The organism is Vulcanisaeta distributa JCM 11216, assembly GCF_001315985.1.
In the GTDB taxonomy this organism is placed as follows: Archaea; Thermoproteota; Thermoprotei; order Thermoproteales; family Thermocladiaceae; genus Vulcanisaeta; species Vulcanisaeta distributa_E.
The window spans coordinates 71,519-84,894 of sequence record NZ_BBBI01000001.1 but is presented as its reverse complement, the minus strand read 5'-3'; the positions used below and the strand labels follow the sequence as shown (position 1 = coordinate 84,894).

At 49.0% G+C, this 13,376-nt stretch carries 9 protein-coding genes and 5 pseudogenes; 2 read left to right on the top strand and 12 right to left on the bottom strand.

What is annotated here, in order from left to right:
• Positions 1-29: 29 nt before the first annotated feature.
• Together sufB (JCM11216_RS00500) and sufB (JCM11216_RS00495) are read right to left on the bottom strand one after the other, a co-directional pair.
• A pseudogene (gene sufB, locus JCM11216_RS00500) lies at positions 30-1,466 on the bottom strand (Fe-S cluster assembly protein SufB).
• Between the two features lie 66 nt (positions 1,467-1,532).
• A pseudogene (sufB, locus tag JCM11216_RS00495) lies at positions 1,533-2,960 on the bottom strand (Fe-S cluster assembly protein SufB).
• 115 nt (positions 2,961-3,075) lie between these two features.
• Between sufB (JCM11216_RS00495) and sufC the strand changes: the two are divergent.
• Positions 3,076-3,847, top strand: a pseudogene (gene sufC / locus JCM11216_RS00490) (Fe-S cluster assembly ATPase SufC).
• 161 nt (positions 3,848-4,008) lie between these two features.
• Positions 4,009-5,214, top strand: a complete 1,206-nt coding sequence (pyrC, locus tag JCM11216_RS00485; protein WP_243674825.1) for a dihydroorotase — start codon at positions 4,009-4,011, stop codon at positions 5,212-5,214.
• Positions 5,215-5,236: 22 nt separating this feature from the next.
• Here pyrC and JCM11216_RS00480 read toward each other — a convergent pair whose 3' ends face one another.
• From JCM11216_RS00480 to JCM11216_RS00445, 10 genes and pseudogenes are all read right to left on the bottom strand, one after another.
• A complete protein-coding gene (locus JCM11216_RS00480; protein WP_054852967.1) occupies positions 5,237-5,563 on the bottom strand; it encodes an AbrB/MazE/SpoVT family DNA-binding domain-containing protein in 327 nt (108 codons plus the stop codon).
• Positions 5,564-5,995: 432 nt separating this feature from the next.
• Complete coding sequence (ppsA, locus tag JCM11216_RS00475) at positions 5,996-8,443, bottom strand: phosphoenolpyruvate synthase (protein WP_054852966.1); 2,448 nt, start codon at positions 8,441-8,443, stop codon at positions 5,996-5,998.
• Positions 8,444-8,550: 107 nt separating this feature from the next.
• Entirely contained in the window at positions 8,551-9,135 is a 585-nt protein-coding gene (locus tag JCM11216_RS00470; RefSeq protein WP_054852965.1) for an aminodeoxychorismate/anthranilate synthase component II, read from the bottom strand.
• Between the two features lie 5 nt (positions 9,136-9,140).
• Positions 9,141-10,418: pseudogene (locus JCM11216_RS00465) on the bottom strand (chorismate-binding protein).
• Positions 10,408-10,728, bottom strand: a complete 321-nt coding sequence (locus JCM11216_RS00460) for a hypothetical protein (RefSeq protein WP_243674824.1) — start codon at positions 10,726-10,728, stop codon at positions 10,408-10,410. The pseudogene JCM11216_RS00465 and the gene JCM11216_RS00460 overlap by 11 nt, the downstream one beginning before the upstream one ends.
• Before the next feature lie 5 nt (positions 10,729-10,733).
• The gene (locus JCM11216_RS14465; protein ID WP_243674617.1) at positions 10,734-10,886 is read right to left on the bottom strand and encodes a hypothetical protein; all 153 of its coding nucleotides are present in this window, start codon (positions 10,884-10,886) and stop codon (positions 10,734-10,736) included.
• Positions 10,867-11,058: a hypothetical protein gene (locus JCM11216_RS00455; protein ID WP_054852963.1), complete on the bottom strand. Its 192-nt coding sequence runs from the start codon at positions 11,056-11,058 to the stop codon at positions 10,867-10,869. Before JCM11216_RS00455 ends, JCM11216_RS14465 begins: the two co-directional genes overlap by 20 nt.
• Complete coding sequence (gene trpD / locus JCM11216_RS00450; protein WP_243674615.1) at positions 11,055-11,750, bottom strand: anthranilate phosphoribosyltransferase; 696 nt, start codon at positions 11,748-11,750, stop codon at positions 11,055-11,057. Before trpD ends, JCM11216_RS00455 begins: the two co-directional genes overlap by 4 nt.
• A complete protein-coding gene (locus JCM11216_RS14460) occupies positions 11,743-12,075 on the bottom strand; it encodes a hypothetical protein (RefSeq protein WP_243674823.1) in 333 nt (110 codons plus the stop codon). The genes trpD and JCM11216_RS14460 overlap by 8 nt, the downstream gene beginning before the upstream one ends.
• A 5-nt stretch (positions 12,076-12,080) precedes the next feature.
• Positions 12,081-13,325: pseudogene (locus JCM11216_RS00445) on the bottom strand (TrpB-like pyridoxal phosphate-dependent enzyme).
• Positions 13,326-13,376: the final 51 nt, after the last annotated feature.

Below are 13,376 nucleotides of genomic sequence, written 5' to 3'. Positions count from 1 at the left end.
CACCTAGGTATTAACAAGGTCCTTTTAAGTCATCCTACCTTAGATAACTTACCGAATTCGAGCTCTATGACCCTATTTAGTGTCATTGCATACTCCGTGGGTAGGCGAACGGTTATGTCCTGTATGAAACCGAGAACGATTAGGCTCCTAGCCGTTCCCTCATCAAAACCCCTACTACGCAGATAGAATAGTTTGTCCTCACTAATCCTACCCGTGTATGCCTCGTGAGTCACCGTAGCACTCTCCTCAAAAACTTGGTCATGGGGGGTATTGTGTAGGCCCTGGACCTATCATCAAGGATTAATGAGTCGCATGATACCGAGGACCTTGCGTACTTGGCGCCCTCCCTAACATAGACAAGCCCCCTATAGACTACGGTACCTCCATTTATACTTACGCTTTTATTAACGATCTTGCTTGACGTCCTTGGCGCGTCGTGGTATGCCTTAGCCCCATTCTCCTTCCAGAATGGGCCGTTAGCTATGGTCACGCCTATGATGCTTGTCTTAGCGCCCTCGCCCTTAAGCACAGTGCTTGGGTATGTATAGCTAACCTTACTACCGAGGCTACCCTCAACCCACTCAACTGTCGCGTTCTCCATGGCCACAGCCCTCTTATTGTTAAAGTTGATTATGTTCCTACTCCAGTTCTGTATTGTATTGATCCTCAGGTGGGCATTCCTTGCCGCGTAACCCTCTACCATACCATCGTGAAAACTGAAGCCCCTGTAAACGGGGGGGCTGCACAACCCTCAAGCCACTCAACACTTGCACCCTCATCGGCAATTATTAATGAATGCTCAAATTGACCCTCGCCAGAACTACCTATTAGGAAGAAGGACTCTATTGGCATATCAAGTTTAACGCCTGGCGGTACGTAGACGAAGGTACCACCACTCCACAACGCCACATGTAATGCGGCGAACTTATGCTCACCGGGTGGGAATATCCTTGCGAAGTACTGCTTAACAATGTCTGGGTACTTCTTAACGGCCTCGTCCATCGTAGTCACCACAGCGCCCTTCTCCTCAAGGTACTTCTTAACATGCAAATAAACAACCTCAGAGTCGAATTGACCAAGCAATCCAGCTAATACCTTGGCCTCAAGCTCGGGCATTCCCAATGCCTCGTAATACTTCCTGATCTCCTTGGGCACGTCATCCCATGACCTTGCCCTCTCAACGCTCGGCTTCGCGTATAAAACCAGGGACTCCAGGTCTATCTCCTCCTTAATTGGTAACCACTTAGCTCCGGTAATTTCTCGAACATTTCCAGGGCCCTAAGCCTAAGCCTCCTCATCCAATCAGGCTCACCCTTAATCCTACTTATTTCCTCAATCATATCCTTCGTTATCCTGCCCTTAATCACGGCCTCCCAAGGGACAAACTCCATTTCTGGGCCGAGCAGTTCCTCGACGGAGCTCCTCTCAATAACGGTCTTCAAAGACTCTGCCGAATTATTGCTCATCAGTGTCACCGAGCCTCTCTACTGTGGTTATTTAAAAACCAGTCCCCGGAAATAACTTATAATGAACTATCCAACACCGCCCATCCTCGATAGCTCCAGCTCAATGGCCTTATTGAATATGGATACGTACTCAACGGGTAGGTTAACCATGATGTCGTGGAAGTAGCCAAGGACTATGAGGCTACGGGCCTCCTCCTCACTAAGGCCACGACTGCGTAGGTAGAACAGCTTATCCTCACCAATCCTACCGGTGTAGGCTTCATGTGTGACCGTGGCCGTCTCCTCAAAAACCTGCTCATGGGGGTATTGTGTAGGCCCTAGACTTATCGTCCAGAATAAGGGACTCGCAGCTCACGGATGACTTGGCATACTTGGCGCCCTCCCTAACATAGACAAGCCCCCTATATACAGATGTACCGCCGTTCAGACTAACGCCCTTACTCACGACCTTACTATACGTATGTGGTGCACTATGGAATACCTTGGCGCCCTCCTCCTTCCATGTCGGCCCGTTGGCTAGGGCCACGCTCGTCACCGTGGTCCTTGAATTAACCCCCCTTAAGTACACTCATTGGGTATACGATCGTCACCTTACCACCCAGGGAACCGCTTAACCAATCAACATTTGCGTTTTCCTCAACAATCGCCCTATTATTGCCGAAGTAAATAACATCCCTACTCCAATTCTTAAGGTCCACGAGTCTGACTCTGGCGCCCCTATGTATGTATGCCTCAGTCATACCATCATGTAGCTAAGCCCGGTGAATACCGGTGCTGCACAGGCAACTATGAATTCAGCACTTGCATTCTCGTCAACAACGATTAGTGAATGCTCAAACTGCCCAATACCAGCACTACTGATTAGGATAACGAGCTCAATGGGCATCTTAACATGGACGCCAGGTGGCACGTACACAAATACGCCACCGCCCCAAAGGGCTATGTTCAATGACGCAAACTTATACTCCGGCGGGAATACCCTCGCGAAGTATTGCTTAACGAGGTCAGGGTATCTCCTGACTGCCTCGTCCATGCTCATCGCAATGACCCCCCCGCCTTCTCAAGATCCTTCTTGGTATTTTCATAAACAACTCCGCCATCCACCTGCCCAATAACCCCAGATAAAACTCTAGCCTCAAGCTCAGGTATCCTCAGTGCTTCGTAATATTCCCTTAATTCCTTTGGTAACTCATCCCATGACCTTGCCCTCTCAACACTGGGCTTGGCATACAAAACCAATGATTCAAGGTCGATGTTACCCTCAAGAGGAAGCCAATTGGGCCAGGGCTGCTTCTCGAACATTTCCAGAGCCCTAAGCCTAAGCCTCCTCATCCAATCAGGCTCACCCCCCCTGACCCTACTTATTTCCTCAATAACGTCTCTCGTAATTTTACCTCTAATCTCCACCTCCCACTTAATGGGTTTTGCATGGCCTAATATGCTTGAGTATATCTCTGACTTTGCGAGTTCGAGTTTTACACCATCCCTGCTCATAATTATTCTTTAGAATATATCCATTAGTTATTATTATTAAGCTTTCTAGTGGTGAGTCTACATAGACACTGCCGAAAAGTTTTTAATCAGTGTCACATATGCTACGTGATCAATAATGACAAGGCTTGAGGTAACTAACCTAAGTGTTGAAGTTGATGGTAAGAGGATACTGAACAACGTTAACTTGACCGTTGAGTCAGGGGAGGTTGTCGCCATAATGGGTCCAAACGGTAGCGGTAAGACAACTCTGTTCTTAACGATTGCAGGCTACCCCCCCAAGTATAACATAGTTAATGGTGATATTAGGCTTGATGGTGAATCAATAGTTAAGCTTTACCCTGAGGAGAGGGTTCAGAGGGGGATACTACTCGCCCTGCAGAGCCCAACCCCCCCTGTTCCTGAGGTTAGATTGTCGACGTTAATAACGGCTATGCTCAATAAGAAGGCTGGCAAGCACATAACTGACCCACCATCGCCGCAAGCCATTGCCGAGATGACCAGGTTAACCGCAGAGCTTGGCTTGAAGCCCGAGCACCTATCAAGGGGGTGTCCACGCTGGGTTCAGCGGCGGCGAGTCCAAGAGAGCTGAGATGCTTCAACTACTAATGTATAAGCCCAAGGTCGCAATGCTTGACGAGCCTGACTCAGGACTTGACGTGGATGGCATTGCAATAATAGGTAGGTCGATTGCGAGGCTTGCCAGGAAGGTACTGCGATATTAGTCACCACGCACCACGCAGAGATACTACACTACGTTAAGCCCACCAGGGTTGTCGTGATGGCAAGGGGGCTCGGTTATTCATGTTGGTGGTGAGGAGGTCGTTAAGATGATTGAGTCCATGGGCTATGAGAGGTTCTTTAAGGAGGTCGTGAAACTGAATGCGTAATGTAACGGATAACTTTAATTCGGGGTTGTTAATTTCTCATTAATGGGTGTTACCAAGACTGATGTATTAATTAGGCTAGGGCCTACGTAAGGGGGGGTAGTGTTAAGGAGACGTACATAGGCATCACAGGCAGTGAGATAGCCTACGTTGGTAATGAACCCATTGAAGCAGGTAGTAAATTGGAATTACCTAGCCAATACCTTTTACTTCCCGGTTTTGTGGATATTCATGTCCACTTCAGGGACTTCGAACTATCCTATAAGGAGGATGCAGTCAGTGGAACGCAGGCCGCGTTGGCCGGCGGCTACGTAGCCGTTGGCGACATGCCCAACACAAAGCCTCCAATAAAAACCGTTGAATTATTGAGGAGAAAAATCGAGGAATTTGGCAGGAAAACGAATCTGCATATTAGGCATTACTTTGGCGCCCCCCCTCAGGACCCGTCTATACTTAAGGACGCACTCATTAATGGCGCATACGCGGTTGGCGAGGTACTACCCGAGGAGGTTCTTGATTATGGCGGTGACCAATACCTAGAGGCCCTATTTCGGGAGGCGGCTAGGGTTGGGATACCAATAGTAATGCATTGTGAGGATCCAGTAATTATTAACCAGTACAGTGGGCCCAGGGATTTTGAACATCATAATGCGATTAGGGGCCCAAGGGCTGAGTTGGCCTGTGTTCATAATATCATTAAGTTGGTGTATAGGTATGGAACCAAGGTTCACATGACGCATCTAACACTACCACAGTCAATAAGCATGATTAGGCTAAGTGGTCTTGACATCACCTTTGACGTAACCCCACACCACATGTTACTAAGCCAGGAGGAGTGCCTCGCAAGGGCTGAGAAGCCTGCTTACTGCAAGGTTAATCCACCACTTAGGGATGAGACCACGAGGAGGGAGTTATTGACCATGTTCGTTAGGGGTGAGGTGCCCATCGTAGCCAGCGACCACGCACCACACGCTGATTGGGAGAAGGATAGGCCGTATGATGAGGCACCGCCGGGTATCGTTGGCCTTGAAACAACGGCGCCATTACTACTCACACTGTGGCGTCGTGGGTTTACGGACCTTGGAACAGTAATGAGGGCGATACAGGAGAGACCGGCTAAATTCCTTGGGCTTAATGTGGGGATTAGGCAGGGCTTCTGTGCTGATTTAACAATAATAAATACCAAGGCCAGGCATAGGATAGAGCCCGAGAGGTTTAGGTCTAAGGCTAAGTTTTCACCGTTTAAGGGCTTTGAGGTTGATGTTGCCGTGGCTGCGACAATACTTCATGGTAAGTTGGCGTACATAGGAGAGGGATACATCGATGAAACGACGGTAAAAACCCTAGAAAATGCGCTACAGGGGGGGTAATTCGTGTTTTGTCATTTAAAAATTATTCATTAATTACCTGCTTGGCATTGATTTCCTTATTCCTTAAGGGCCTTATACCGATTACCTCGATTTCATCCAATGGCATTATGCCATACTTATCCCTGACCTCCTTTGGTATTGTGAATTGCCTACTGGCTGTATGCCTAGTCCTTAGTAATGCCACCTGCTTCAACGTGATTACACAATCCTTGTACTTAATGGTTATTTCCGCATATTTAGCCCATTCAATGCCCAGGGCCTTAACTAGTCTTGCAGGTAATAGAACTTGGTTATTGATGTATACCCTGGCTTTATAGGGAAGTTCCTCAATCGGTTTTGAACTTGGCATTCGGACCATTAAATCCAGCCCTAAAATAAAAAGTATTCCTATAAAGCTAATAAATAGAAATTGATAGTGAGAGGGCAAAATGCCAGAAATTGAAATGCATATAATATCAAATTAAAATTCCAAATTCCACCCATAGTTCTCCAGTCATTTTTACCCAACCCCCCCATTCAACTTAAGAATCATTCCCTCTAGGGTCGTCATACCACATTAATTACATGCCAATATATTGGATCGGGTGTTGATTATATGGGAATATTTTTTTACCTCGAAAATAAAACCTCAACATAAAAGAAACGGTATAATGGCCAAGGCAGACCACGCGTGTAGTGGGTTAGTATGCACCAAAATCAAGCATTTTAACGACCAAAGGCAAAACTAGGTTAGGCATTTCCCTTTTCCCGTTTTAGGTTTAGCCTTTATTTGCCCTAGTGATTATCCCTTAAAGACCTTATTGAATACTTCACGGAACTCACCCTCTGGGTCTGTTGGCATTAACCTTCTCCTTAACTCACGTAGCTCCTCAAGTACTACCTTCCTTTCTATTGAGTCTATGAGGAGCCTAGTCGAGATAACGGCGTCTGGATTCACCGATACGTAGTCAATACCCACCCTCACAAGGAACTCCGTGACCTCGGGGGGGTAAACCGATGGCGCCTGCCCACATATGCCAACGCTCTTATTCATTGCGTGGGCCCTCCTTATTATCTCATACATGGCCCTGAGCACCGCCGGTTCCCTCTCGTCAAAGTACCTCGGGTTCTGCCTAACCAGTATGTCGTTATCCCTATCAACACCCATAACGAGTTGTGTCAGGTCATTACTGCCTATTGAGAAGCCATCAACATACTTCGCGAAGTCCTCAACAAGCAGGGCTATGCTGGGTATTTCGGCCATTGCATATACCTTGAAATCCCTATCCCTCCCGAGCCCCTCATCATTTAGTATCTCCATGAATTTCTCGAGTTCCCAGGGAGCCCTTACGAATGGCGCCATTACATGCACGTTATTCAGGTTCATTTCCTCCCTAACCCTCTTGATGGCCCTAACCTCAAGCCTAAAGGCCTTCTCATACTCCCTACTTATGTACCTCGAAACACCCCTCCAACCAAGCATTGGATTTCTCTCCTCAGGCTCGAACTTCTCACCACCGGTTAACTGCCTATACTCATTGCTCTTGAAGTCACTAAACCTGACAATGACCGGCCTTGGGTATATGGCCTTGGCCACGTAGGCCACGCCCTCGGCCAACTTATTGATGAACTTCTCCTCATTACCAATACTGATTAGATGAAGTGGATGATCACCGATGTAGCTGGAAAGCACGAATTCAATCCTCATTAGGCCAATACCATCAAAGGGTAGGTCCTTATACTCGTCGATCTTCTCAGGAACTCCCAAGTTCATGTACACGCCAGTCGCGGTCCTTATTGACCTATAAATGTGTAGTATTAACTCGTTAGTGTTGGCTGATGCCATGGTCTCCTCCTTAACGGCCTTTGCCTTACCCACTAACTCCTTGGCCTCACCCTCATAAACCACCCCCCCATGCACGGCATCTACCGTGTATACCTCACCATCCCTAAGCACTGAGGTTGCGTTTCCAGTGCCCACTATTGCTGGTATACCTAATTCCCTCGATACAATGGCGGCGTGGCTCGTCATACCACCCTCGTCGGTTATTATTGCCGAGGCAATTCTCATGTAGGGTACCCAGTCAGGGTTTGTCATCTTCGTCACGAGTATGTCACCCTTACTCATCTTAGCCCTGGCCTCCTCGGGGGGGGTTAGGCATATCCTTACCCTGCCGACAGCTACACCTGGGCTTGCCGCAATGCCCTTAACCACGGCCTTACCTACCGTTGCCTTTGCCTCACTGATCACCTTTGCCTTACCACCGCTATACACTGTCTCCGGCCTCATCTGAACAATGTATATATTGCCCGAGTCCGCATCAATGACCCACTCAATGTCCAGTGGATAACCAAGGCGGCCCTCAAGTTCGATGCCCACTTTAGCCAGCGCGAGTACTTCCTTATCGCTCAACGAAGGCTTCTCAACGAGGTCTCTGGGCACCTCGACCATTTTCGTTAGCCCAGCCTCATCCCTGACCATCATTACGCTTTTCCTGGATATGACCCTATCCTTAATCACCAATCCACCCTTATCCACAACCCACCTGTCTGGGGTTACCATACCGCCGACCACGGCCTCTCCAAGGCCCCAGGAAGCCTCAATAACCGCCTCACTCTCATTGCCAGTCACTGGGTTTATCGTGAACATAACACCCGCAGCCCTACCATTTACTAGCTTCTGCACGATTACTGCCATTTGAGCTTCATCATGTGGTATGTCCTTCTCATCCCTGTACGCCAATGCCCTTGCATTGTAAGTGCTTGCCCACACGTGCTTTACGTACTTAATCAATTCCCCCCCAACGCCCCCCCTAACATTTAGGTATGTATCCTGCTGCCCGGCAAAGCTTGCGGTCTTTAGGTCCTCAGCACTTGCACTTGATCTAACGGCTACCGCCACGGCATCCGTATTAAACATACTGCTTAACTCCATGTATGCCCTGGCAATCTCATCATGGAGATCCCTAGGGACTTCAGTACTGATTATCAACTCCTTGATCCTCCTCTCAGCTTCCTCGTACTCCTCAGGTTTGCCCTCCCTAATAACCTCATTAATTACATTGAGTACCTTGTTCTTAAGTCCGTTTACGGTCATGAAATAATTGAATGCCTCCGTCGTTATTACGAAGCCGGGCGGCACGGGTACGCCCATGAGTACTAATTTATTCAGGTTAGCACCCTTGCCACCCAGTATTGATGGGTCCTTAACCTCCTCATTGAGCCAAACTATGAATTTATAATCCGCCACGGCAAGACCATGCCTTGACGGCTTAAATAATTTGGTAAGAATAAATAATTACTATAATTTCAAAAATCGACTATTGCTGAAATACTTTACGTAATTTATGAATTGAATTAGCCCATAGAAAGGAAGTTCTTCAGTATCTCCTTACCCATTGGCGTGCCGACACTCTCTGGGTGGAATTGAACACCAAATATCGGGTAGTCCCTATGCTGTATTGCCATAACCTCACCATCATCCTCCGAAACCGCCGTAACAATCAACTCACTGGGTACATTATCAATGACCAGGCTGTGGTATCTCATGCCCTCAATCCTCTCGGGGGGGAGCCCCTGAAATATCGGCGAGGGCCTAACCAGCCTAATCATGCTGGTTTTACCATGCTTTATCGTCTTGGCCCTCCTAATCCTGGCCCCAAAGGTAGTGCCGATTAATTGATGACCAAGGCAGATACCTAGTATTGGTACTCTACCCTTAAAGTACTGAATTACGTCCTTGGATATACCAACGTCCCTAGGGTTAAGTGGGTTCCCGGGGCCTGGCGATATGATTATGCCACCGGGCCTAAGTCTCTCAATTACCTTAACAGTAACCTCATCATTCCTAAATACAAGGGGCTTCGCGCCGAGTTCACCCACGTATTGGGCAATGTTGTAGGTGAAGGAATCATAGTTATCTATAATAACCACCAGATCCATTTAGATCACCCCCCCATGGCTGTCTTAAGGCTACCCAACTTGTGCTCGGTCTCCTGAAACTCAAGCTCAGGGACTGAGTCGTAAACTATTCCAGCCCCCGCCTGTATCCTGGCCATGCTATCCATTAGGAAGAGGGTCCTTATCATTATTGCAAACTCACCGCCGCCACTATGCATAAGCCTATTGCGCCGGCGTAGGGTCCCCCCCTAGCCGTGCCTTCGTACTTCGCAATTAATTCCATGGCCCTCGGCTTGGGTGACCCCCCACTTACCGTGCCTGCTGGGAACGTTGCGAATAGGGCATCAACAATATCATTACCGCGCTCCAGGACGCCCTCAACCCTAGAAACCAGGTGTTGGACACTTTGGTACTTCTCAATGGCGTATAACTCCTTAACTCTAACCGTACCAAACCTACACACCCTGCCGATGTCATTCCTGGCCAGGTCGACGAGCATTACGTGCTCCGCCCTATCCTTAATACTATTAATCAATTCCTCCTCAAGTCTCAAGTCATCAATTGGGTCCCTACCCCCCCTCGGTCTAGTCCCGGCTATTGGGTGTGTCTCCACCCTATCACCATCAACCTTAACAAGCAGCTCAGGCTCGTACCAACTATGTACTTATCCCCCCCGAACTTGGTTATGTACATGTACGGTGATGGATTTAAATCGGCCAGCCTCATGTATAGACTCATCACGTCACCCCCCCTCACCGAGTAATCCTCATACCTAGACAGGACTATTTGGAAAATCTCACCATTCCTAATATCCTCAAGCGATGACTCAACCCACCTAATGAAGTCCTCCCTCCTGGTACCACCAACCTTACCAACTACCTCAAAGTCATCTAAATCCACCGAGGCATTACTAGGCAGTTCACCCTTAACATAGCCCCTACCCAGTAGGTTGTCGTAAATAACCACGTTGCTCGGTATTATGAACTCAGCAATCGGCCACTGCGGCTCCTTAGGTAATTCCTTAGGTATGGCTCCATGTGGGCCACGGCCTCGTAGGATAGGTAGCCAAGGGCAATATCACCACCCTCAAACCTACCAAGTCTCTTAACCAACCCCCCCTTTAATTCGCCGTATAAATCACTATCCCAGTCAACCACCAGGTGCTCGGTAATTCCCCCCCACGCAACTATTGTGTACCTAGACCTCTCTGGAAAGCCTGGCCCACTCTCGAGTAGCGTCACAAAGTCCTCACCAGACTTAAGTAGGTGATTAGTGAGTTCCCTGGGTTTCGGCAAGTACTGAATGGGTATCTTCCTAACGGACACCCCCCCTAACCACCTCCGCGACCTTCCTCACTAACGCCTCATCCTTAATTCCAGGGCTTTTCTCAACCCCCGAGCTAACATCGATTAAGAACGGCCTATATCTCATCGCCAGTGACACGTTATCTGGGTTTATACCGCCAGCGACACCAACCCTGGGTATGGCGCTGGCCTCCCTTATCACGTCCAACGGCAGTTTGAGTCCATGTTCATACCTAGTGAAGTTCGTTTTTGGCGCATCAATGAGCACGTATTCCACGTAATTAATCAACGCAAGCTTGGCGGCCTTATTAATTATTGAGTTATCACCCATGTACGTCAATACCGGCGCAACTTAATTCCAAAATCATTAACTAGGTCCATAACCTCCCCCCCACTTGGTTCGAACCCACCATGGTACTGAAGAATTTCAAACCCAAGGTCACTAATCAATTTAACGGCATCAATGAGCTCAAGCCCCCTCCACGACACCTACGACCCTGACTCCCTTAACCGTTTTTATTATTTCTCTGGCCACCTCATTGCTAACAAGCCTCGGTGTTGGTACCCTCGAATTCACTATTACACCAACATAATCAGCATAGTTACTAACCATTACGGCATCCTCAACGTTAGTAACACCACAAATCTTAAGCAATGTCATGACCTACTCACCCTGGCAAGCTCACTCACGTAGTCCCAAAAACTGTTGTCCAGGTGTGACCTAGCGTATTCAACGCCATCCCTGGGATCCCTAACTATGCCTGCGACATATAGTGTAAATGCGGCATTGGCAATTATGAAGTCCCTAGCAGCCTCATCCTCACCAGATATAGCCCGCCTAACCTTCTCAATGCTACTCAATGGACTTGAAACCCTAACCTCATCAATCCTATGAATGCCTAGTCCTAAGTCCCTGGGCTCAATGAAGTACTTATCCACATTATTCCCCCTAACCTCGATAATCATGGTCTTACCAAAGACCGAAACCTCGTCAATCCCAGGCTCACCGTGCACAAACACGGCATGCTCATAACCAAGCATCAACGCCGCCTCAGCCATCCTATCCATTAATGAACTATCCGCAACACCAATTAACTGCCTAGTGAGTAGGGCTGGGTTTGCCAGCGGCCCTATTAGGTTGAATATTGTCCTAATGCCCAACTTCTTCCTTACGGGCATAACGTTTTTCATCGCTGGGTGATAGGCTGGGGGGGCGAAGGCGAAGGTGAATCGGTACTTAATCGCCATTTCGGCTGCCTTATTGGGTGGTAGGTTTATGTTGAAGCCCAACGCCTCAAGGAAGTCTGCACTGCCTGAGGTTGATGAGACGCTTCTATTGCCGTGCTTAATCACGTGGGCCCCCCCAGGTAAGCCGCCACCAACGCGGCTGCCGTGGACGCATTGAGCGTTCCGAACCCATCACCCCCCCCGTGCCGGCGGTATCCACGTACTTACCCCCCCTATCATCTATTGGTATCTTGATGCAGAAGTCCCTGAGCGCCTTCGCAAAGCCGGCAATCTCACTGGATGCCTCACCCCCCCTTACCCTCAGGCCCATTAGTATTGCCGCTGATAACGCCTCGTCAATGCTCGTTAGCATGCCCTTGGCGACTTCATAAGCCTCATCCACACTTAGGGCTAATCCCCCCCTGGCTATTTTCTCGAGTACATCCTTCATTGCCGTCACCTCACATTACCATAAGCATCAACGTCGAGGAGACCATGTCCCGATAAGTTGAAGAATATGACCGAGCCCTTGGGCATTTTCTTAGCCTCGTCAATCACAGCCCTTATTGCATGGGCAGACTCTGGAGCCGGTATTATGCCTCAGTCCTGGCGAATAGCTAGCCGCTCCATGACCTCCTCCTGCCCATAAGCCCTCGCCTCAACAAGGCCCTCCTTAACTAACATCGATAGTGCCGGCGCTGCTCCGTGATATCTGAGCCCTGCTGCGTGTGTTGGTGGTGGTACGTAGTCGTGGCCTAGGGTGAGCATCTTAACCATTGGTAGTAATCCGCCGGTGTCGGGGAAGTCGTACATGTACCTGCCACTGGTTAGCTTGGGCGCCGCCTTTGACTCCACCGCGAGGAACCTGGTCCTTTCAAAGCCCTCACCCCCCCTAAGTTTTGCACCTATCATTGGGAATGAGAAGCCACTGAAGTTGCTACCACCACCAACGCACCCAATCACTAGGTCTGGCTCCTCTGGCATTTGCTGCAGCACTTCCTGCCCAATCACCGTTTGATGGAGTATTACGAAGCCCAACACACTACCTGGTATGTACTTCCTACCCTCACCCATTAACGTGAATTCGATCGCCTCAGTGATGGCTAGGCCCAGGCTACCTGGGTGATCAGGCCTAGCTCTCAATGCTTCCTTTCCGTACTTCGTCAATTCACTGGGGCTTGGGTAAACCTCCGCGCCGTAGGTCCTCATGAAGAGCACCCTCTGTGTCTTATTGAAGTAGGAGTTCCTTGTCATGAATACCGTCGCCCTAACACCCAGCAACGCCGCAGCCAACGACACAGCCAGGCCCCCCCATTGCCCCCCCGCTCCGGTCTCTGTGACGACTTCCTTAGCCCCCCCATCCTTAAGTGCGTAGTATACCTGGGGTATTGCCGTGTTTAACTTATGGGAGCCCGTCGGTAGTGCACCCTCGAATTTATAGTAAATCCTAACACCATTACCCAACGCCCTCTCAAGCCCATAGGCCCTCCTGAACGGTGTTGGCCTACCCATTCTCTCGTAGAGTTCCCTAACCTCGTCTGGTATTGGCACGTACCTGAGTGGCGTGAATTCCTGGTCAATTAACTCACTGGGTAGTATCCTCATGAGCAGGGCAATCCTTGAATCGGCTTCATAGGGATCAATGGGTGGTGGTAATGGCTTTGGCAGGTCCACATTTATGTTATACCAATAGTGCGGTATCATCATGGTAGACCACCCCCTGAGCTTTACTATGAATTCCGTGCAGGTCCT

Excerpts from the sequence above, each read along its gene's own strand:
- JCM11216_RS00480 (WP_054852967.1), bottom strand. The coding sequence starts at position 5,563 with ATGCCAAGTTCAAAACCGATTGAGGAACTTCCCTATAAAGCCAGGGTA.
- JCM11216_RS00470 (WP_054852965.1), bottom strand. The coding sequence starts at position 9,135 with ATGGATCTGGTGGTTATTATAGATAACTATGATTCCTTCACCTACAAC.
- JCM11216_RS00460 (WP_243674824.1), bottom strand. The coding sequence starts at position 10,728 with ATGGGTGATAACTCAATAATTAATAAGGCCGCCAAGCTTGCGTTGATT.
- JCM11216_RS00455 (WP_054852963.1), bottom strand. The coding sequence starts at position 11,058 with ATGACATTGCTTAAGATTTGTGGTGTTACTAACGTTGAGGATGCCGTA.
- JCM11216_RS14460 (WP_243674823.1), bottom strand. The coding sequence starts at position 12,075 with ATGAAGGATGTACTCGAGAAAATAGCCAGGGGGGGATTAGCCCTAAGT.